The sequence below is a fragment of the Epilithonimonas sp. genome, from assembly GCF_032055105.1.
Taxonomy (GTDB): Bacteria; Bacteroidota; Bacteroidia; order Flavobacteriales; family Weeksellaceae; genus Epilithonimonas.
The window spans coordinates 232,850-252,609 of the sequence record NZ_DAMBRK010000001.1 but is presented as its reverse complement, the minus strand read 5'-3'; the positions used below and the strand labels follow the sequence as shown (position 1 = coordinate 252,609).

The window sequence follows — 19,760 nt, the reverse complement described above, 5'->3', positions numbered from 1 at the left end:
GTTATTGTAATATTAAGTTTTTTTTCGGATAATTTAGATACCTATTTTAAGTCGGATATTATAAATCAGAAATCCAAAATCAAAAAAATCATATCTTCGCAGCTATGAAAACAAATCAAAAATCTGCGGCTATTGGTTTTATTTTTATCACACTGTTGATAGATATTACGGGATGGGGAATCATCATTCCTGTAGTTCCAAAACTGATAGAAGAACTCATCCGCGCAGATATCAGCGAGGCGGCTAAGTATGGAGGCTGGCTGAGTTTTGCTTATGCTTTTATCCAGTTTGTTTTCTCTCCTTTTGTTGGAAACCTGAGTGATAAATATGGACGAAGACCCATCATTTTGTTATCGCTTTTTGGATTTTCTATAGATTATATTTTCTTGGCGTTGGCTCCTAATATCTGGTTTCTGTTCATTGGTCGAATCATTGCTGGGATTACCGGTGCGAGTGTGACGACCGCTAGTGCTTACATTGCAGATATCTCAACAGATAAAGACCGAGCTAAGAATTTTGGATTAATCGGAGCTGCTTTCGGATTAGGTTTTATCATTGGACCTGTGTTGGGTGGTGTTTTGGGACATTACGGGTCCAGAGTTCCGTTCTATGCCGCGGCGGTTTTGTGTATGATTAATTTTATCTACGGATATTTCATCTTGCCAGAAAGTTTGGACAAAGAAAACCGCAGAGAATTTGACTGGAAAAGAGCAAATCCTATTGGCTCTTTAAAATTACTTAGAAAACATCCTGAGATTTCGGGCTTAGTGATTTCCTTGATTTTGATTTATATCGGAGGACATGCGGTGCAGAGTAATTGGAGTTTCTATACGATGTACAGATTCAATTGGGATGAGAGAATGGTTGGGATTTCTCTTGGTGTTGTAGGATTGATGGTTGGATTGGTTCAAGGCTTATTAATCCGATGGATTAATCCAAAAATTGGTGACAAGAAAAGTATTTTCTATGGTTTGTTGCTATATTCATTTGGGATGTTGTTATATGCTTTCGCTACGGAAGGTTGGATGATGTTGGTGTTTACGATCCCTTATTGCTTAGGGGGAATTTGTGGTCCGGCCCTTCAATCGATTATTACCAAAAATATTCCGTCCAACGAACAAGGCGAATTACAAGGCGCTTTGACGAGTTTGATGAGTGCGACATCTATTATTGGTCCGCCATTGATGACAAATTTATTCTACTATTTTACTCATAAAGAAGCTCCTTTTCAGTTTCCTGGAGCACCGTTTTTCTTAGCATTCTTGCTGTTTATGGCGAGTATCTATTTTGTTTATATTAATTTTAAAGGGAAGAAGGGGTAAGTGTTTTTTCTCGCAAGATTGAGCTGATTTTGCAGATGTAAATTAAAAGAATAATCTGCTGGATTTGCTAAATCAGCGAGACGAAAATTAAAGAAAACTCTAAGCTTTTGGACTGTAAGTGTAAACATTGTAAGGGATAATGCTTTGTGCTGTCTTTTTAGCAATCAAACTTCCTAATAAAATCGGAAAGAATAATTCGTAACCATTCGGAACAAGACTGCAAGTCAATATCAAAGCTGTAAAAGGTGCATAAATAGCTGCGGATAGAGTAGTGGCAATACCTATCAAAACAAAATTAAGAACAATCAAAGATGTTCCAAAAAAGGTATTGCAAATGATTGCAAATGCCAATCCCAAATATGCGCCTGCAACAATACTCGGTGCAAAAACGCCTCCATCGCCACCTGCTCCTAAAGTTAATGATGATGCTAATGGTTTCAGAAGAATCAAAGCTAATATAAATAATATGGAATAATTCTGCGGATGATAAAGTAACTCATTCAAAGAATGATAACTGTCGCCATATAAAAACGGAAAGATGCAAATCAATCCTCCGACCGCCAAAGCACCAAGGTTGACTCTCAGAAAATTATTATGGATTCCGGAAAAGAACTCTTTGATTTTAATCACTAATAATGTAAAGTAAACCGATAATACGCCGCCTAACAAACTTAGAATCAACATAAACGGAACAGCTATCCATTTCCATTCGGTAACAGGTAAACTGATTAATGAGGTCGAAGGAAAATAATAAAGAAACAGCCAAGAAACTAATGCCGAAGCTGAACAACTGATGAATAAAGTTTTATTAAACTTCCGAGCAATCACTTCCAAAGCAAACAGAATACCGACCAAAGGATTCCCGAAAAGAACGCCAACTCCTGCAACTACACCAGCGCAAATCAACTCCAATTTATAGACATTCGCAGCAAACTGTTTCTCGTAAACCGAATTCCCGACAGTAGCTGTAGCTACAACTGTAGAAACCTCGATTCCTGTAGAACCTCCAAAGATTACGGTCAAAAATCCATTAAAATAATGCGACGGAATCTTGAAAAAAGGCAAATGGTCTTTTCGCTGGTCTATCGTTTTATAGATTTCTGTGATGCCTTTGTTCTTTCGGTTTTTGAAAAGGTATTTTCTTAGAAAGTAAATTGTAGTAATTCCGATTGTTGGCAGAATAATAAAAAGATAAGCGTTGTTTTTCTCAGCAAATTCAAAAAGATGTTCTTGGCAAAACTCTGTGATTTTCTTGAGTGTCAATCCTAAAATGGATGCGATAATGCCGATGAATAATGATATAATAATTAATTTTAAATAATTATGCGCTTGAACTTTCTGTCTTTTCATTTTCCCAATCTCTTAAAGACCACAAATTTACGCCAAAAATATTTGTCAAGTTTTTGCATGTAGAGAAATTATTTATAAGCTCTTTTTAAGTAAAAATTAATAAAATTCTCTGTATCACTTCTCTAAATGTTTCTTAATTTTGCCAAATGGAATTGAGTTTAGGAGAAATGCTGATGATTGCTTTGGCAATTGTTGTTTTATTCGGACCAGATAAATTACCTGAGATTGCGAGAGGTCTTGGGCAAGGTGTGCGTAAAATGCGTGGCGCTGTGGATGACATCAAAACCGAAATAATGAAAGAAGCAGATAATCCTGTTTCCGAAATCAAAAAAGAAATCGAAAAAGTAAAGAAGTCTGCACAGGAATTCAATCCTTTGGCAGATAAAAATAGTGTTGATTTCCAAAATACGGTGGCGGAAAAAGTAGATCTTTCCGAAGACGAAACTCATGAAGGTCCTGTAAGCCGATAAACTATGAACGAACTGATTTCTCTGGACCAGCAACTCCTTTTATTTCTCAATGGTTTGGGAAATTCAACATTCGACCCATTTTGGCTTTTGGTAACTGGGAAATGGTTTTGGATACCGTTTTATGTGATTTTACTTTATTTGGTTTACAAAACTGTTCCGCGAAAAAAATTAATTTTTGTCCTGATTTTTATCGCCATCGGAATCACAATTTCTGACCAATTGGCGAGTGTTTTCAAACACGGCGTTGAAAGATTAAGACCTTGTCACGACCCATTACTAATTGAGAAAATGAGAATGGTAATCTGTGGTGGAAAGTATGGTTTCTATTCTGCACACGCTTCAAGTTCTTTTTTCTTGGTTAGTTTTCTGACAATATTGATTGGCAAGAACTACAAATATCTTCCATATATTCTTGTTTTTTGGGCGTGTATCGTGTCTTACAGCAGGATTTACGTTGGTGTTCACTATCCTGGCGATGTTGCATTTGGCGCGGCAGTCGGTTTTCTTTTGGGAGGAGTAATCGCTAATCTGACTAAGAAAGTTTTAGCGAAAAAATAGATTAATTTTTAGGAGCTTAATCCCGCTATCCGTTATATCTTTTCCTTTTTTAGCAAAAAAAGAAAAAGGATGCCACTACTATCGGGGCTAGTGAGTGATTCGAAAATACTTTGAGAGTCTCAGCCCGATAACCATCAACTAACAACCATTATCAGTCATTATGATAAGGTTTCCCTTGCAAGATGGTCGCCGCCCTGTAAATCTGTTCTACAAAAAACAACCGAATCATCTGATGCGTGAAAGTCATTTTGGATAATGATATCTTTTCGTTCGCACGTTGGTAGATTTCATCCGAAAAACCATAGGCACCACCAATTAGGAAATGGATTTTCTTTACAGAACTTCCCATCCAATTATCAATCTTTTCAGAGAATTCCCTACTTGTGAATTGTTTACCTTTTTCATCTAAAAGAATAACTAAATCAGAAGAATCAATTTGGTTTTGAAACAACTTGGCTTCCTCCTTTTTCAATTGGTCAGGACTTAGGTTTTTAGCATTCTTAATATCCGGAATTTCGATGAGTTCAAAGTTCCAGTGTTTTGGGATTCTGGGTAGATAATATTTGATAAGAGAAACAATTTCTTTATCATCTGTCTTCCCGATGCAAATCAAATTAATACGCATTTACTATATTTGTCCTGCAAAGATAAATGAATGGCAAAAAAATTACAGCGTTTTTTCCTCAAGATTAAAAACTTTTTTGACGGAATTCACATTCCGGTTTTAGGAATCTCTCTGTGGGAAATGCTAACTATTTACACGGATGCGATTTTCAAAAACCCTTTGGGAAGGCAGGCTGCGAGTATCTCGTGGAGTTTTTTTCTTAGTTTGTTTCCAATGATTTTGTTCCTATTGTCGGTTTTACCATATATGCCACATTACGACAAACTACAATTTTACATCTTCGAAGTTTTGATGCCGAGAGTTTTCCCTTCTCATATGCAAAGCGATGTTACGGGGTATATACAAACTAGTCTTCTTCCGAATATGAAGTCTATTAGTACTTTGACGATTTTGTTTTCTTTTGTTTTCGCTACCAATGGTTGTTTTACATTTATCAACGGATTCAACAGAAATACAGAACTGAAAAGAGGTTTTGTAAAAGAATATGCTTTGGCAATGTTGGTTACAATTTCTTTCCTAACTTTAGTTTTTCTTTCCATTTTTGGAATCTATTATAGTGAAGTTGTTCTCAAACTTTTTACTCCAACTTATGACATTAGCTGGTTCACAAAGAATCTTACGAAAATTATTGGATTTATTTCTTTCCCATTGTTCTATCTTATTTTGTTGACGCTTTTCTATTGGGTTGGGTGTTTGAAAATTACAAGACTTAGAGAGGCTTTTCCGGGAGCTGTTTTGACTACAGTTTTATTTGTTACTCTTACTTATTTCTTTGCAATTTATGTTGCTAATGTAGCGCGATACAACGTTTTGTATGGTTCGATTGGCTCTATTATTTTGGTAATGATTTGGATTAATGTCAACGTTTTTCTTGTATTGATGGGCAATGAACTTAATCTTGCTATTAAGAGAGTGAAGTTGGAAAAATTAGTAAGAGATGAAATGAATTCAGACTTGACAGAATCTTAGTTTGTTTTTAATTTCAAAACAGAATAGCCTACAATTCCGGAAAACACAGATGCGAACAGAATACTGATTTTAGCAATTTCCTGACTTTCAATATGATTTGGAAAAGCCAATAACGAAACGAAAATCGACATCGTAAATCCAATTCCGGCTAAGAATCCAACACCAATCATTTGATTCCATTTTGAAAAAGCGGGAAGTTTACTCCATTTTAATTTGACAACAATCCAAGAAAATAAATTAATTCCAATAACTTTCCCTGTAAACAAACCGAAGATGATTCCCAAACTTAGTGGACTGATAAAATGTGCAAAAACCTCCGATTGAAAAGTAATATTAGTATTAGCTAAAGCGAATAATGGCATTATCAGAAAATTAACAGGTGTGTGCAATTTTTCTTCCAGTTTTTCCAAAGGCGACATAATCACGGTTGAAGTGTTTGTCGGAATTGTAAATGCTAGAATAACGCCTGCAATCGTAGCGTGAATCCCGGAATGATGCATAAAATACCAAAGAAATAATCCCGGAATCAAATACAATAATAGATTTTTAGCGCTGAGTTTATTTAAAACAATCAGAAAAATTGTAATTCCACCACAGATTCCCAAAGAAATCCAATCAATAGAATCCGTGTAAAACAATGCAATCACAATTATCGCTCCCAAATCATCTACAATTGCTAATGCGCTTAGAAATACTTTAAGAGAATTAGGAACGCTTTTTCCAAGCAACGAAATAATTGCCAAAGAAAAAGCAATATCGGTCGCCATTGGAATTGCCCAACCGTTTTTATATTCAGAATTATAATTAAAACTAAAATAAATCAAAGCTGGAATCAGCATTCCGCCAAGTGCGGCGAAAATTGGGAGATTCGCTTTTTTGATGTCGGACAATTCGCCTTCCAGCAGTTCTCTTTTTATTTCCAATCCTACTAAAAGAAAGAAAATAGCCATCAATCCGTCATTAATCCAAACAGAAACGGAGTAATTCAAATGAAAAACTTCTGTCCCAATATTGGTGTTCAAAAGATTTTGAAAATCCTGAGCGAGAGATGAATTGGCTATCAATAAAGAAACCAAAACGAAGATGATTAATAAGATTCCAGAGCTTTTGTTGGAATGGAAAAATTTATCGAAGTATTTTGTTAATATCATTACAGTCTTTTCACTTTAGAAACGCCTTTGATCGCTTTTAGTTGTTTGAAAGTTTCTTCCAATTGGCTTTTATTTCTGACTTCTAGCGCGATACTTCCTGTGAAAATACCATCGTTAGAAGAGATGCTCATACTTCTCATATCCATATTCATAGAACCACTGATGACTGCCGTGATGTCGTTAATCATACCAATTCTATCAATACCTTCAATTTCAATTTTGATTCTGTTTTTGAAACTTTCTGCATTCACCCATTTCGCTTGAAGAACACGATAGTCGTAATTTGCTCTTAGATTAATGGCGTTTGGACAGCTTTCGCTATGAACTTTTATTCCGTCTGAGATGGTAATGAATCCGAAAATTTTATCTCCTGGAATCACTGTACAACATTTTGCGAAAGTATAATTCAGCTTTTCTTCATCTTTTCCAAAGACGATCATATCCAAATTAGAGTCAACTTTTTCAACGTATTCTTCTTTTGGAGTGGTTTTTCTGAAACGGTTGAAGATATTGCTGAGTATGCTTTTTTTATCCGAATATCTTTTAATGTCACCAATGTCAAAAGTTCCGTTTTGGAAACCTAAAAACAAATCCTGAGAAGTTTTCAGATTAAGGAATTTCTGCAATCCATTGATTTCATCATCATTGAAATTCAGTTTTGCGTGGCGCATTTTTCTTTGGAGAATTTCCTTTCCTTCTGCTGTATTTTGATTTTTTTCAGAATTAAGGATGTTCTTGATTTTAGACTTTGCTTTGGAAGTAACTACAAAATCCAACCAGTCTGGTTTAGGTTTTTGATTCTGAGAAGAAAGAATGTCAATCTGGTCACCGTTTTGAAGAACGTAACTGATTGGAACCAGTTTTCCGTTGATTTTTGCGCCAAGACACTTTGTTCCCAAATCTGAGTGAACTGAAAATGCAAAATCCAAAGCAGTTGCTCCGGTTGGTAAAATTTTGATTTCTCCTTTTGGTGTAAAAACAAAAACTTCTTTGGAATAAAGATTTAATTTAATATTATCAAGAAGCTCAGATGTAGAGAGGTTTTGCTGTTGTTCCAAAACATCTCTGATTTCAGAAACCCAATTTTCAAATCTTTGGTCGTCGGTGTTTTTGCGATAGCCTTCTTTATATTTGTAATGTGCAGCAACTCCTTTTTCTGCAATTTCGTTCATCCTTTCAGAGCGGATTTGAACTTCAATCCATTTTTTATCTGGTCCCATAACCGTCAAGTGAAGACTTTCGTAGCCTGTCGACCTTGGTTGTGAAATCCAGTCACGCATTCGGGAAGGATTACTTTGGTAAAGGTCTGTTACGATAGAATAAATTTTCCAAGCTAAGAATTTTTCATTTCTCGGGTCAGATTTATAAATGATTCTAATGGCGTAATTATCATAAACTTCCTCAAAAGTCACGTTCTGCTTCTGCATTTTTCGATAAATCGAACTGATGGCTTTTGCACGTCCTTTGATGGTGAAGTTGAGATTTTCTTCTTTCAGCTGTTCGGAAACTTCCTTGGTGAATTCTTCCACATATTTTTCGCGAACTTCTTTTGCGGTTTCTAATTTTGCCTGAATCTCGTTGTAAACATCAGGATTATTATATTTTAAAGATAAATCTTCAAGTTCCGATTTGATAGAGTAAAGTCCAAATCTGTGAGCTAACGGTGCGTAAATATATGCCGTTTCTGCAGCGATTTTTTTCTGCTTTACAGGATGCATACTTTCCAAAGTTCTCATATTGTGCAGTCGGTCTGCAATCTTGATGAGAATCACTCGGAAATCTTCTGAAAGCGTCAGTAAAAGTTTTCTGTAATTTTCAGACTGAACAGAGATGTTCTGCTGATTCATCACGGAGATTTTCGTCAATCCACTAACGATGTCTGCAATTGTTTTTCCGAAGATTTTATTAAGGTCTTCGTAAGTGTATTCAGAATCTTCTATGACGTCGTGGAGCAGGGCGCAGGCAATACTGGTTGCTCCCAGACCAATCTCGTTAGCAACTATTTTTGCAACTTCTATCGGGTGATAGATGTAAGGTTCGCCTGTTTTTCTGCGCTGGTCTTTGTGCGCATCCAAAGCAATATCAAAAGCTTTTCTGATAAGCTTGTTCTGCTCCTCGTCCAACGTGCGGTAAGTGTTGGATATGAGGTCTTTATATCGTGCAAGGATTTCCTTGTTTTCTTTCTCTAAATCGTAAATCATCTAAATCGTGTAAATGAATAACGAATATACTAAAAATTAAAAAAAAAGTCAAGTGAAACCTTACGGTTTTGAGTATTGAAAAATGGATTTAATAAAAGTATGAAAAATGATTTTATTGGATTGATTGTGTTTTTTAAATAGGGGTGTTTTGAATTTATTTTATATAAAAACTATAATTACCCCTATTAATTTTATATATTAGTGTTTTAAAAACATAAAATATAACTATGGAAGAAGGTTTTTTGAGCGGTTATCCAGCAATAAATGATATTTATGATGAGATGATGTCCAATAATGTAGTCAGGAATCATTATCGGGATTTTGTGACTGGTTTTTCCAAGTTTGATGTTTCTGAGATGGACCAGAAAAATGACCTTGCGAAGAAACTTTTTATGACGCAAGGGATTACTTTTACGGTTTATAATGATGGTGAGGGAATCGAAAAGATTTTTCCTTTTGATGTGGTTCCAAGGATTATCCAATCATCAGAATGGGAATTTATACAGAAAGGAATCAAGCAAAGACTGAAGGCTCTCAATATTTTTCTTAAGGATGTTTATCATCAGCAATTTATTATAAAAGATGAGGTTTTGCCTTCTTCATTGGTTTATACCTGTCCCAATTATCTTCGTGAAATGATAAACGTTGATGTGCCATTTGATATTTATACACACATAAGCGGAATCGACCTTATCCGAGATTATGACGGGAGTTATTATGTTTTGGAAGATAATCTCAGAACGCCTTCCGGAGTGAGTTATATGCTGGAAAATCGGAAAATGAGTTATCGACTTTTTCCTAATATTTTGCCTAATATCAAGGTGAAACAAGTTAATATCTATCCTGATTTATTAATAAAAAATCTATTGTCATTTGGTCGCCAAATCAGTGCAAAACCGAATGTGGTTTTATTGACACCGGGGATTTTCAATTCCGCTTATTTTGAACATACAACTTTAGCCCGATTAATGGGAATCGAGTTGGTGGAAGGTCGTGATTTGGTGGTGCAAAATCATCAGGTTTATATGAAAACTACGAAAGGTCTCAAAAAAGTGGATGTTATTTACAGAAGAGTAGATGATGAATTCATTGACCCGTTGGTTTTCCGTCAAGATAGCGTTTTGGGCGTTCCGGGATTGTATCACGCTTACAGAAAAGGAAATGTCATTATCGTGAATGCAATGGGAAATGGCGTTGCTGATGATAAAGCGATTTATTCTTACGTTCCTGATATGATTCGATATTATTTGGGTGAAGAACCGATTCTGAAAAGCGTTCCAACTTACCGAATGGAAAATATGGACGAACGAAAATATGCCATAGAAAATATGCACAAGATGGTTGTCAAAAAAACCAATGAAAGTGGCGGTTACGGAATGCTAATCGGAGATAAAGCCACCGACGAAGAAATCGCTGAATTCACAAAACAAATCAACCTGAATCCAAGAAGTTATATCGCGCAACCAATCATCAAACTTTCAACAGCTCCTTGTTATATCAACGGTGTTTTACAACCTAGAAGAGTAGATTTAAGACCTTTTGCATTGTACGGTCCGGATGGAATTGACATCGTTCCGGGCGGATTAACCAGAGTTGCTTTGAAAGAAGGTTCAATCGTTGTGAATTCCTCTCAAGGTGGCGGTTCCAAAGATACTTGGGTTGTAGATTAAGCCAACTTTTATCATTAATCATTAACAATTAACCATTAAAAAATAATGCTAAGTAGAGTTGCAGAAAATATATTTTGGATGAGCCGTTATATGGAAAGGACTAATTTTCAGCTCAAGGTTTTTCATACGAGATATATTGCATATCAGGACGGCGCTTCTGTGGAAAGTTGGGAGAATTTTTGTGAAGAAAATCAAATCGAAATAGATAATGATGATTACAGTTTTGGAAATCTCATTTCTAAAGCGCTTTTTGATATCAATAATGATTTGTCCATTGCCAGCAATATTTTCCGAGCGAGAGAAAATGCCAGAAGTGCGCAAGACCACATCAACAAAGATGTTTGGCAATGTCTCAACGATTTTCATCATCAGATGAAAGACCATTTTTTGTTTGGCCAATCCAGATATGGTGACCCAATCAGCGTTTTTGATGTTTTGGTAAAGCAATCGATGGTTTATTATGGTGTTATTGATAATTATGTGGCGAGAGACGAAGGTTATTGCTTTTTGGAGCTTGGGAAATATATAGAACGAATCTTAAATAGCATTAATCTAATCAGAAAACAATGGATTCTTTACGGAGAAGACCTTTTGGATAACGATTATTCCAACTGGCGATATTTTCTGAGTTCAGTTAGCGGATATGATTTTTATCTAAGACACAATCTCGGAACAATGGAGAAGGAACGGATTTTTTATCAAATGATTTACGAACCACTTTTTCCAAATTCAATTACATATTCTCTTAATGAATTAGACAAATTTGCAAAACAACTTAATTCCGGAGAACAAGGCGAAAGTGATGAAACAGTAGGCTTTTTCATCGGAAAATGTATTGCGAATGTCCAATTTACAAGACATCCGAGAACACGCGAGGAAAAGATGCTTTTTCTTGCAAGAATAGAAAGTGATATTTACGAAATTTCAAATATTTTTAACTACCAGTTTTTTGGTTTGGTTGTTTAACATAAGCAAATAGCTTTATTAATTTTATGCCGGTTTTCAACATTTTACACATTACGAGATACGAATATTCTTCTGCGGTTACAGACAGCGCAAACCAAATTATTTTGTCACCATTGACAAATGATTTTCAAGAAGTTATTGAACAGAAAATCTCTATATTTCCAAATTCCAATATCGATTATTACTATGATTATTTTACCAACAGAATTGGTGTTTTCACGATTGTGGAACCGCATCATTTTTTGGAAATCAAAGTCGAATTGGTTGTAGAAACTTTTCCGATAGAATTGCCTGTTATCAATCTGAATGTGGAAGAACAATGGCAAATTGTTAAAGAACAATCAACGCAATTTCCTTACATCGATTTTGTAAGACAGGAAAATATTAAAAATAAAGAAGAGATTTTGTCAATTATAAAATCTGTTGCAACTTCGGATTTGTCTGTGATGGAGACTACGACAGCTTTGTCGACTTATATTTATGAAAATTTCACTTACAGACAAGGAATCACGGATTATGAAACGGAAGTAGATGAGATTTGGGAACTGAAAGCGGGTGTTTGTCAAGATTTTGCGCATTTACTTTTGGGGATGTTGAGAATGTTGGGTGTTCCTTCGAGATATGTCAGCGGATACATCAGTCCGAGCAATCAGGAACTGAGAGGAGAAGGTGCAACGCACGCTTGGGTAGAGATTTTTATTCCTGGTTATGGTTGGCTTGGAAATGACCCGACAAATAATTGCTGGGTAAGCGACCGACATATCAAGATTGCGGTGGGAAGAGATTTCAAAGATTGTACGCCCGTGAAAGGAACTTACAAAGGAACATCTAGTCACAAATTGGGCGTTTCTGTAATTATCACGACTGATAAAACTAAAAACCTGACCGAAGTTCCCAAAGTTCCAATGTACATCCGAGAAAATAATCCGTCGATTGAAGAGATTTTACCACAAAGTAATTCTTACCGAATGTTTTTAGAAATGCAACAGCAACAACAGCAACAACAATAGTTTGTATATTTGGAATCGATTGTTCTGTATGGATTTTTTGAAGAAATTATATAAAATACTGATTCCGTTTTATACCTTGTTTTTGCTTTATCTGATGTTTTTCGGATTTGGGAGAAGTCAGTATGATATTAATATTGTGAGGTTGATTCCGATGTTTTCAACGGTTGGTTTTGTGAAGCAAACGATACTTTGGAAAACAATTATTGTTAATATTTTCGGAAATATCCTGATGTTTGTTCCTTTTGGATTTTTAGGAATTGTCTTTCCGAAGCTCAACCAATTTTGGATTCTGATTCTGGACTTTCTTTTCGCAATTATTTTGATAGAAAGTCTTCAGTATTTCACAAGATTAGGAGTTTTTGATATCGATGATGTGATTCTGAATACTGTCGGCGTTGCGATTGGTTTTTGGATTTATCAGTTATTTGAGAAAAAATTTAATTCTCGTTAAAACCGATTTCCAAATTAAATCTGCTCTATCTGCAAAATCAGCGATATAAATTATAAGCTCAAAAAAACTTATTGATAAACATTCTTAGTGTGAACTTCCATCCATCTTGCTGGGTCTTTGATATTATTCCATCCAAATTTTTTATAAAGTTCGTGTGCATCAGCTGTTAGCAGAATCCATCTTCTCAAACCTTGTAATTCGGGATGATTCATAATGTTTTCCATTAATAATTTTGACAGACCAAGCCCACGAAATTCATCTAAAATAAACACATCTCCCAAATAAGCAATCGTCGTAAAATCTGTAATCACTTTAGCAAATCCGACTTGCTTATCTTGATAAAACACACCAAAACAAAAAGAATTTGCAACCGATTTTTCAACAATTTCTTTTGGAACTCCTTTTGCCCAATAAGATTCTTCTGATAAATATTGATGAATGGTTTCTATGTCCATTTTGGATTTGTCAGTAGAAATGTAGAAGTCGTTTTTGTCGTACATTGTTATGAATTCAATTCTTTCGCTCTGTTTTCAGCATCCAAAATTCCTTTTTTCAGGATTGATTTCAACTCGTTTTCTTCGAAGGTTTTCAGCGCGGCTTCCGTTGTTCCACCTTTTGAAGCTACATCTTTTATTAATTCCTCCAGCGATTTATCAGAATTATTAATAAGATGATATGCGCCCAACATTGTCTGTTTTACAAATAATTTAGATAGATTTTCATCAATTCCCATTTCGGTTCCTGCTTTTATCATTGCATCAATAATGTAGTAGAAATAAGCTGGACCACTTCCGGAAAGCGCGGTTACGCCGTTCAAAAGACTTTCATCTTCCAAGTAAACAGAACGTCCTGTGGAATTCAGTAAACGTTCAATGTTAATGATTTGATTGAACGAAATGCCTTCTGCTGCGGTATAACCTGTGATTCCCATTCCAAGGAGAGTAGGAGAGTTGGGCATTGCTCTTACGACAGATTTGTGGTTCAGAAGTTTTTGGATTTTTTCAATCGATATTCCTGCCATTATCGACAAAATCATTGATTTTTCTGAAATACTGAAAGGTAAATTCTCCGCTACAAAACCAAAATCCTGAGGCTTCACGGCAATGATAATAAGGTCTGCTTCCAAATTTTGAATTTCATCAAAAGACGAGATTTCTGATTCCGGAAACAATGTTCTTATTTTATCTTTTTTGTTTTCGTTTCGTGTGATGAGGTGTAGATTTTGCGGTTTTATTAATTCATATTTCAAAAAAGATTTTGAAAATGACAAACCCATATTTCCCGCTCCTAAAACTGCAATTTTCATTTGTGTTTTTTTAATTAATTATTTAACAATTATTCCCGTCAGCATCACAAGAATCACCTTCACTTACAATATTGATTTTTGAATTATTTTCCAAAAATTCTGACAAGCTTTTCTCCAAAACTTCTGAAAATAAATGCGTAGGCTGAGCTCCAGAAATCGCATATTTTCTATTGAAAACAAAAAATGGAACACTGTTGATTCCAAGCGAAGCTGCTTCTTCGATATCATTATTTACTAATTCTGTTAATTCCGGAGATTGAACTGCGGTTTCGATTTCTTCTTTTTTAAAACCTAATTTTCCTCCGATTTCTGATAGAACTTCAACATCATCAATGTTCTTTCCAAGAATAAAATAAGCTTCAAACAGAAGTTCTTCCATTTCGTTGGCTTTGCCTTTTTTCTTGGCGAGTTGAACCAAGATTTGACTTTTGAAAGAATTGGAAACTTTCACTTCATCAAAATTAAAATCGATTCCCGCATTTTTTCCTATTTGGATGAGGTTTTCGTGCATTTTGATTGTCTCTTGCAACGAGTGTCCTTTGATATCAGAAAGATATTCATAATGATTTCTGCTAAGGTCGGTTTTCATTTTCGGATCTAGCTGGAAAGAATGCCAATTGACTTCAATCTTATCATTTTGAGCAAAATTCTGAAGTGCTTTTTCAAAATTTTTCTTTCCAATGAAACAAAACGGACAACGTGTGTCGCTCCAAATATCTACTTTCATTTTTTTTGATTTTAAATGATATTAACTTCCCGTTCCAGTTCAATCCCGAATTTTTCTTTGACGGAATTGATTATTTCTGTTGAAAAATCGAAGATTTCTTTTCCAGTTGCATTTCCTGTAGCATTGATGATGACCAAAGCCTGCAATTTATGGGAAGCAACATTTTCGATTTGTTTCCCTTTCCATCCGGCTTGTTCAATCAGCCAACCTGCGGGAACTTTTACAAAATCTCCATTTGGATAACCCGGGATGTTTTCAAATTTTAGCTTTAGAGTTTCAAACTGTGAAAGTGCAATTGTTGGGTTTTTGAAAAAACTTCCTGCGTTTCCAATTACTTTTGGATCCGGTAATTTGCTTTGTCTGATATTGATGACCGCTTTCGAAACATCTTGAATTGTTGGATTAGTAATTCCAAGGTTTTCTAGTTCTGATTTTATTGCGCCATATTCCACATCAATTTTGTGGTCTTTTCTGGTCAAGCGGAAAGTCACTTGCAGAATCACATATTTCCCTTTGCCTTCTTGTTTGAAAATAGAATCTCGATAACCAAATTTGCATTGCTCAAGATTGAACACTTCAATTTCCAATGTTTCAAGATTCAGAACTTTGCAAGATTCAAAAACATCTTTTATTTCTGTTCCGTAAGCACCGATATTCTGCATTGGAGAAGTGCCAACATTCCCAGGAATCAAAGACAGATTTTCTAATCCGCCATAATTTTTATCCAAACAATACATCACAAACTGATGCCAGTTTTCGCCAACTTTTGCAGTAACCAAAACCTGATTATCATCAATAATTTCCTCTGAAATTCCTTTTTGATTCAACTGGATCGCCAATCCTTCAAAATCCTTGGTCAAAAGAATATTGCTTCCGCCACCAATGAATAAGAGTGGGAGAGAATGAGCGTTTGAGAATTTGAGGGTTTCTATTAATTCTTCGACAGAATTAACTTCTGAAAAATATCGAGCCGAAGCTTCAACTCCGAAAGTGTTAAATGGTTTTAGGGAAACGTTTTCTTGAATCATTATTTATATTGAGAAAGCAGATTATTAAGATTGGTTTTAAGCTTTTCTAATTGTTTGTAGCCTTGATCTTCTTTGGCAACGTTATAGAATTCGTATTCTTTTTCTGGCGTTTTAATTGTGAAGATTTCATCCGGACCATCATAATGTCCGCGCCTTTCTCCGCTTTTTGTTTTTTCCAGAGAGGAAATATTAATTCCAGAAACTAGTTTTTCCCAATCTTTGGCATTCATTTTTTTGTTGAAATTAGGATAATCTGTCATTCTTCCACCTGCAGAAGAAGTTTTTAAAGAATCTTTGGTCGCAGTTATAGATGTGAATCCGCCTCGTCCATACGTGTTTCTTAATGTTATAGATTCGATTGTTGAATTTTGAGCGACAGTTTTACAACTGATTAAAAGCATTGCAAAAGCCGATGCAAGTAATCCTATTTTTAATAATTTCATTATTTTGGATTTTATGATTGGTGTAAATTTAATGATAAAACCACATAGAAATCTTAATTTTAATAGAATTTTCTATGTGGTTTTTGGGAATAGGTTTAAAACTGATTTAGTTCAATCCAAATTCAGTTCTGTATTTTTCAATCGCATCTTTCAGAAGTTCAACACTTCTTCTAAGGTCTTCTTGTTTCAAAACATAAGCGATTCTTACTTGTTTTTTGCCTAACTCAGGATTGCTGTAAAAACCTCCCATTGGCGCAACCATCACAGTTTCATTATTATTAGAATAACTTTCCAAAAGCCATTGCGCAAATTTATCAGAATCATCCACAGGAAGCTCAACGCCACAATAGAACGCACCTTTTGGTTTTGGACAAATCACACCCGGAATTTCGTTTAATAATTCTACCAATAGATTTCTTCTGTTCGTATATTCTTCTCTTACTTTTGCGATATATTCTGCATCGTTTTTGTGAGCTGCAGTTGCGGCAATTTGTCCCAAAAGAACTGGGCTTAATCTTGCCTGAGCAAAAAGAATCGCTGCATCGTGGATTTTCTTTGAACGTGTAATCAAACAACCAATTCTTGCGCCACACATCGAGTATCTTTTTGATTCTGAATCAATAACGATAACATTGTCTGCGACTTCTGGGAATTCGAACATAGAGATTTGCTGTTCTCCGTCATAAACATATTCTCTGTAAACTTCGTCAGAAATAATCACAATGTCGTGTTTTTTTGCAATCTCAGCCAACTTTTGAAGTTCCTCTCTTGAATAAAGATAACCTGTTGGATTTCCAGGATTACAAACGACGATTGCTCTGGTTTTATCTGTGATTTTTTTCTCAAATTCTTCAATCGAAGGTAAAGCAAATCCTGTATCAATCGTTGAAGGAACTGCTACAACGTTAATATTAAAAGTTCCAGCAAAACCATTGTAGTTAGCATAATAAGGCTCTGGAATAATGATTTCATCGCCGTCATCGCAAAGGGTGGAAATAGCAAAATTCAAAGCTTCCGAACCACCATTGGTTACGATGAAATTATCAGGTGTTAAATCTGTAAATCCAAGAGAATGATAATATTCTGTCAAAGCTTTTCTGTACTCGATATTACCTTCTGATAAAGCATATTCCAAAACTTTGAGGTCAATGTTTTTTACAGCATTCAAAGCTGTTTCTGGTGTTTCAATGTCTGGTTGACCAATGTTCAAGTGATAAACTTTGATTCCTTTTTGTTTTGCTTGAATAGCATAAGGAACTAATTTTCTAACTGGAGATGCAGGCATATGCTGCGCTCTTTGCGATATTTTCGGCATTATTATTTGACTTTGGGATACAAAAATAAGCTTTAAATTTTCAATAAAAAAATTACTATTTTTGATTTAAAATAAATCCTCAAATGCAGATTTTTGTTGATACCATAGAAGAATATATTTCTCAAATTCCGGAAGAGAGAAGAGAACCATTTAGAAAGTTATTGGAAACCGTTGATAGTAATCTCCCAAAAGGTTTTGTACAAAATATGCAATACGGAATGGTCACTTGGTGCGTGCCTTTGGAAACTTATCCTGCAGGTTATCATTGCGCGAAAAATACTCCGCTTCCTTTCCTTAGTGTAGCTTCTCAAAAGAATTTTGTGGCGTTTTACAATATGGGAATTTATGCTGAACCAAAAATTTTGGACTGGTTTCTAGAAGAGTTTCCGAAACATTCCCAAAAGAAATTGGATATGGGAAAATCTTGTATCCGATTCAAAAAAGTGGAGGATATTCCTTATGAATTGATGGGCGAACTTTGTACGAAGATTACTGTGGATGAATGGATTGCAATTTATGAGAAGAATTATAAAAAGTAATCAGGTTTATCTTATTTTTGCGCTGTTTTTTTTAACAAGTTGCAAAACTTATAATACTTCGATTTTGGAAAATGGTGATTTGCTTTTCGTTCCTGCTGTAGAATCTGGATTGTCCGGAGCGATTAATAATGTGACGCAGACAGAGAAGAAAACGTCTTACGATCATATCGGCATTGTAAAAAAAGAAGAACACAATCTTTACGTTCTTCACGCTGCGCCAAAAGGTGGTTCTCAGAAACAAAAACTCAATCATTTTCTAAAGGAACAAACCAAATCCGGACAAAAAATTGATGTTTATCGTTTAAAATCAGAATTTCAATTCTCTATTCCCAATTCTGTTTCCAAGGCAGAAACCTTGGTTGGAAAACCTTATAATTTCAATTATATTTTGGATGACCAATCTTATTATTGTTCGGATTTTGTTGAAAGGGCTTTTCGTGAGAATCAGATTTTCACATTAGAACCAATGACTTTTGTTGACCCAAAAACTGGAAAAACCAATGCGTTCTGGGAGAAATTTTATCAAGACAAAAACCTAAAAGTACCTGAAGGTGAACCAGGTTGTAATCCTAATGGATTAGCAGCCTCGGAGAAGTTATTCAAAGTAGGGGAGATAAAATAATCTTTATTATCAATTTATTTTTGGATTATTTCCAATGTTAACAAATAATGAATTTGTGTAAATTTAATTCATACTTATTTGGTGGGAATTAAATAATTTCTATATTTGCAATGTAATTAAGAAATAATGAAACAGATTTTCTCACAGATGGCAATGATGTGTAATACGAACTGAAGAGTGCGGTGAGAAGGCTATGATATTAAGCTTCATCTTACCGATGAGGCTTTTTTTATTTCAAATTTTTAAACAATGAGTCAGATTAATAAATACTATGCAGACGAAAATATCGTAAGGTTGACAGCATTTTTAGTGATTGTTGTGACTGCTGTATCTCTATTTTTTAAGTGGCCGTTTTTACTTTTGCTCTTAGTTTTTGATTTTATTATTAGAGCTTTAGGACAATCATTTTCTCCTTTAGCTCTTTTTTCAAAATCAATATCGAAAATATTGAAACTGGAAAAGAAACCCATTTTTGCATCGCCGAAAAGATTTGCGGCAGCATTGGGAGCTGTTTTCACATTACTGATTTTTATATTAATAATCAATGGGTTGTATAATGAGGCTTACATCACAGGATTTTTACTAATTATTCTCGCAAGTCTGGAAAGCTTTTTCAAAATCTGTGTTGGTTGTTACATCTACCAATTTATCGTTATACCCATTCAAAATAAAATTAAATAATACACCAAATAACAAAATATTACTATGATTTACAAACAAGAAACTACCGGCAACAATTTTCTTCCGAAAACTACGAGAGAAATAATCCTTGAAATAGAACTGAATGGGAAAATCAGATTCGATATCTTACTTTATACGATTTACAATCATTATAATGTAAGTTACAAAATTGTGAATGCCAATATCGAATATCTGAATGGGAGCAATTTCGGAAACGTAAAACTGCTACTGAATATCACGCAAGACCAAATCAATAAGATAGAAAAATATCTTGGAGAATATAGATTACTAAGCAGTAGAATAGATGTTCTACAAAAAAAGGAAGCTTCTTAATGAGCTTCCTTTTTTATTTTTAA

The 19,760-nt window shown here is 34.8% G+C and carries 22 protein-coding genes; 12 read left to right on the top strand and 10 right to left on the bottom strand.

From position 1 onward, the window contains the following. Positions 1 to 104 precede the first annotated feature (104 nt). Positions 105 to 1,322 carry a TCR/Tet family MFS transporter gene (locus RTY06_RS01040; RefSeq protein WP_312822158.1) on the top strand — a complete coding sequence of 406 codons (1,218 nt, stop codon included), beginning with the start codon at positions 105 to 107 and terminating at the stop codon, positions 1,320 to 1,322. Between the two features lie 99 nt (positions 1,323 to 1,421). On the opposite strand, the gene RTY06_RS01035 is transcribed toward RTY06_RS01040, so the two are convergent. Further along, entirely contained in the window at positions 1,422 to 2,672 is a 1,251-nt protein-coding gene (locus tag RTY06_RS01035) for a chloride channel protein (RefSeq protein WP_312822156.1), read from the bottom strand. A 146-nt stretch (positions 2,673 to 2,818) separates the two neighbouring features. On the opposite strand from RTY06_RS01035, the gene RTY06_RS01030 reads away from it, so the two are divergent. Further along, on the top strand, positions 2,819 to 3,142 hold the full coding sequence (locus tag RTY06_RS01030) for a twin-arginine translocase TatA/TatE family subunit (RefSeq protein ID WP_312822154.1): 324 nt from the start codon (positions 2,819 to 2,821) through the stop codon (positions 3,140 to 3,142). 3 nt (positions 3,143 to 3,145) lie between these two features. Next, complete coding sequence (locus RTY06_RS01025) at positions 3,146 to 3,700, top strand: phosphatase PAP2 family protein (protein WP_312822152.1); 555 nt, start codon at positions 3,146 to 3,148, stop codon at positions 3,698 to 3,700. A gap of 151 nt (positions 3,701 to 3,851) precedes the next feature. Here RTY06_RS01025 and rlmH read toward each other — a convergent pair whose 3' ends face one another. Next, complete coding sequence (rlmH, locus tag RTY06_RS01020) at positions 3,852 to 4,325, bottom strand: 23S rRNA (pseudouridine(1915)-N(3))-methyltransferase RlmH (protein ID WP_312822151.1); 474 nt, start codon at positions 4,323 to 4,325, stop codon at positions 3,852 to 3,854. 30 nt (positions 4,326 to 4,355) lie between these two features. On the opposite strand from rlmH, the gene RTY06_RS01015 reads away from it, so the two are divergent. After that, on the top strand, positions 4,356 to 5,294 hold the full coding sequence (locus RTY06_RS01015) for a YihY/virulence factor BrkB family protein (protein ID WP_312822150.1): 939 nt from the start codon (positions 4,356 to 4,358) through the stop codon (positions 5,292 to 5,294). Here the strand turns inward: RTY06_RS01015 and nhaA are convergent. Together nhaA and RTY06_RS01005 are read right to left on the bottom strand one after the other, a co-directional pair. After that, entirely contained in the window at positions 5,291 to 6,445 is a 1,155-nt protein-coding gene (gene nhaA, locus RTY06_RS01010; protein WP_312822148.1) for a Na+/H+ antiporter NhaA, read from the bottom strand. The two genes, RTY06_RS01015 and nhaA, sit on opposite strands and share 4 nt — an antisense overlap. Then, positions 6,445 to 8,646, bottom strand: coding sequence for a RelA/SpoT family protein (locus tag RTY06_RS01005; protein WP_312822146.1), 2,202 nt, complete (start codon positions 8,644 to 8,646; stop codon positions 6,445 to 6,447). Before RTY06_RS01005 ends, nhaA begins: the two co-directional genes overlap by 1 nt. A gap of 227 nt (positions 8,647 to 8,873) precedes the next feature. Between RTY06_RS01005 and RTY06_RS01000 the strand changes: the two genes are divergently transcribed. The 4 genes from RTY06_RS01000 to RTY06_RS00985 are packed head-to-tail and all read left to right on the top strand — an operon-like array spanning position 8,874 to position 12,743. Beyond that, a complete protein-coding gene (locus RTY06_RS01000; protein WP_312822145.1) occupies positions 8,874 to 10,316 on the top strand; it encodes a circularly permuted type 2 ATP-grasp protein in 1,443 nt (480 codons plus the stop codon). 45 nt (positions 10,317 to 10,361) lie between these two features. Next, complete coding sequence (locus tag RTY06_RS00995; protein WP_312822143.1) at positions 10,362 to 11,282, top strand: alpha-E domain-containing protein; 921 nt, start codon at positions 10,362 to 10,364, stop codon at positions 11,280 to 11,282. A gap of 26 nt (positions 11,283 to 11,308) precedes the next feature. Next, a complete protein-coding gene (locus tag RTY06_RS00990) occupies positions 11,309 to 12,292 on the top strand; it encodes a transglutaminase family protein (protein ID WP_312822141.1) in 984 nt (327 codons plus the stop codon). A gap of 37 nt (positions 12,293 to 12,329) precedes the next feature. Continuing rightward, the gene (locus RTY06_RS00985) at positions 12,330 to 12,743 is read left to right on the top strand and encodes a VanZ family protein (protein ID WP_312822139.1); all 414 of its coding nucleotides are present in this window, start codon (positions 12,330 to 12,332) and stop codon (positions 12,741 to 12,743) included. A 68-nt stretch (positions 12,744 to 12,811) separates the two neighbouring features. Here the strand turns inward: RTY06_RS00985 and RTY06_RS00980 are convergent, their stop codons facing one another. The 6 genes from RTY06_RS00980 to RTY06_RS00955 all read right to left on the bottom strand — a co-directional run bounded on the left by RTY06_RS00980 (position 12,812) and on the right by RTY06_RS00955 (position 17,562). Continuing rightward, the gene (locus RTY06_RS00980) at positions 12,812 to 13,243 is read right to left on the bottom strand and encodes a GNAT family N-acetyltransferase (protein ID WP_312822137.1); all 432 of its coding nucleotides are present in this window, start codon (positions 13,241 to 13,243) and stop codon (positions 12,812 to 12,814) included. Between the two features lie 2 nt (positions 13,244 to 13,245). Then, entirely contained in the window at positions 13,246 to 14,049 is an 804-nt protein-coding gene (gene proC, locus RTY06_RS00975; RefSeq protein WP_312822135.1) for a pyrroline-5-carboxylate reductase, read from the bottom strand. Positions 14,050 to 14,071: 22 nt separating this feature from the next. Then, entirely contained in the window at positions 14,072 to 14,776 is a 705-nt protein-coding gene (locus RTY06_RS00970; RefSeq protein WP_312822134.1) for a DsbA family oxidoreductase, read from the bottom strand. Between the two features lie 11 nt (positions 14,777 to 14,787). Beyond that, the gene (gene murB, locus RTY06_RS00965) at positions 14,788 to 15,804 is read right to left on the bottom strand and encodes a UDP-N-acetylmuramate dehydrogenase (RefSeq protein WP_409450818.1); all 1,017 of its coding nucleotides are present in this window, start codon (positions 15,802 to 15,804) and stop codon (positions 14,788 to 14,790) included. Beyond that, complete coding sequence (locus tag RTY06_RS00960) at positions 15,804 to 16,247, bottom strand: hypothetical protein (RefSeq protein WP_312822133.1); 444 nt, start codon at positions 16,245 to 16,247, stop codon at positions 15,804 to 15,806. The genes murB and RTY06_RS00960 overlap by 1 nt, the downstream gene beginning before the upstream one ends. 106 nt (positions 16,248 to 16,353) lie before the next feature. Beyond that, positions 16,354 to 17,562: a pyridoxal phosphate-dependent aminotransferase gene (locus tag RTY06_RS00955; protein WP_312822131.1), complete on the bottom strand. Its 1,209-nt coding sequence runs from the start codon at positions 17,560 to 17,562 to the stop codon at positions 16,354 to 16,356. 83 nt (positions 17,563 to 17,645) lie between these two features. Here RTY06_RS00955 and RTY06_RS00950 point away from each other — a divergent pair, with 83 nt between their 5' ends. The 4 genes from RTY06_RS00950 (at position 17,646) to RTY06_RS00935 (ending at position 19,737) form a co-directional block, all read left to right on the top strand. Further along, positions 17,646 to 18,101 (top strand): DUF1801 domain-containing protein, encoded by a 456-nt coding sequence (locus RTY06_RS00950; protein WP_312822130.1) that lies wholly within the window; start codon positions 17,646 to 17,648, stop codon positions 18,099 to 18,101. Beyond that, positions 18,079 to 18,723 carry a YiiX/YebB-like N1pC/P60 family cysteine hydrolase gene (locus tag RTY06_RS00945; protein ID WP_312822129.1) on the top strand — a complete coding sequence of 215 codons (645 nt, stop codon included), beginning with the start codon at positions 18,079 to 18,081 and terminating at the stop codon, positions 18,721 to 18,723. The genes RTY06_RS00950 and RTY06_RS00945 overlap by 23 nt, the downstream gene beginning before the upstream one ends. A 249-nt stretch (positions 18,724 to 18,972) precedes the next feature. Then, the gene (locus RTY06_RS00940; protein ID WP_312822128.1) at positions 18,973 to 19,404 is read left to right on the top strand and encodes a DUF4395 domain-containing protein; all 432 of its coding nucleotides are present in this window, start codon (positions 18,973 to 18,975) and stop codon (positions 19,402 to 19,404) included. 24 nt (positions 19,405 to 19,428) lie between these two features. Beyond that, the gene (locus RTY06_RS00935) at positions 19,429 to 19,737 is read left to right on the top strand and encodes an NIL domain-containing protein (RefSeq protein ID WP_312822127.1); all 309 of its coding nucleotides are present in this window, start codon (positions 19,429 to 19,431) and stop codon (positions 19,735 to 19,737) included. The last annotated feature ends 23 nt before the right edge of the window (positions 19,738 to 19,760 follow it).

Coding starts and splice junctions, on each gene's coding strand:
- RTY06_RS01040 (WP_312822158.1), top strand. CDS start 105: ATGAAAACAAATCAAAAATCTGCGGCTATTGGTTTTATTTTTATCACA.
- RTY06_RS01035 (WP_312822156.1), bottom strand. CDS start 2,672: ATGAAAAGACAGAAAGTTCAAGCGCATAATTATTTAAAATTAATTATT.
- RTY06_RS01030 (WP_312822154.1), top strand. CDS start 2,819: ATGGAATTGAGTTTAGGAGAAATGCTGATGATTGCTTTGGCAATTGTT.
- RTY06_RS01025 (WP_312822152.1), top strand. CDS start 3,146: ATGAACGAACTGATTTCTCTGGACCAGCAACTCCTTTTATTTCTCAAT.
- rlmH (WP_312822151.1), bottom strand. CDS start 4,325: ATGCGTATTAATTTGATTTGCATCGGGAAGACAGATGATAAAGAAATT.
- RTY06_RS01015 (WP_312822150.1), top strand. CDS start 4,356: ATGGCAAAAAAATTACAGCGTTTTTTCCTCAAGATTAAAAACTTTTTT.
- nhaA (WP_312822148.1), bottom strand. CDS start 6,445: ATGATATTAACAAAATACTTCGATAAATTTTTCCATTCCAACAAAAGC.
- RTY06_RS01005 (WP_312822146.1), bottom strand. CDS start 8,646: ATGATTTACGATTTAGAGAAAGAAAACAAGGAAATCCTTGCACGATAT.
- RTY06_RS01000 (WP_312822145.1), top strand. CDS start 8,874: ATGGAAGAAGGTTTTTTGAGCGGTTATCCAGCAATAAATGATATTTAT.
- RTY06_RS00995 (WP_312822143.1), top strand. CDS start 10,362: ATGCTAAGTAGAGTTGCAGAAAATATATTTTGGATGAGCCGTTATATG.
- RTY06_RS00990 (WP_312822141.1), top strand. CDS start 11,309: ATGCCGGTTTTCAACATTTTACACATTACGAGATACGAATATTCTTCT.
- RTY06_RS00980 (WP_312822137.1), bottom strand. CDS start 13,243: ATGTACGACAAAAACGACTTCTACATTTCTACTGACAAATCCAAAATG.
- proC (WP_312822135.1), bottom strand. CDS start 14,049: ATGAAAATTGCAGTTTTAGGAGCGGGAAATATGGGTTTGTCATTTTCA.
- RTY06_RS00970 (WP_312822134.1), bottom strand. CDS start 14,776: ATGAAAGTAGATATTTGGAGCGACACACGTTGTCCGTTTTGTTTCATT.
- murB (WP_409450818.1), bottom strand. CDS start 15,804: ATGATTCAAGAAAACGTTTCCCTAAAACCATTTAACACTTTCGGAGTT.
- RTY06_RS00960 (WP_312822133.1), bottom strand. CDS start 16,247: ATGAAATTATTAAAAATAGGATTACTTGCATCGGCTTTTGCAATGCTT.
- RTY06_RS00955 (WP_312822131.1), bottom strand. CDS start 17,562: ATGCCGAAAATATCGCAAAGAGCGCAGCATATGCCTGCATCTCCAGTT.
- RTY06_RS00950 (WP_312822130.1), top strand. CDS start 17,646: ATGCAGATTTTTGTTGATACCATAGAAGAATATATTTCTCAAATTCCG.
- RTY06_RS00945 (WP_312822129.1), top strand. CDS start 18,079: ATGAGAAGAATTATAAAAAGTAATCAGGTTTATCTTATTTTTGCGCTG.
- RTY06_RS00940 (WP_312822128.1), top strand. CDS start 18,973: ATGAGTCAGATTAATAAATACTATGCAGACGAAAATATCGTAAGGTTG.
- RTY06_RS00935 (WP_312822127.1), top strand. CDS start 19,429: ATGATTTACAAACAAGAAACTACCGGCAACAATTTTCTTCCGAAAACT.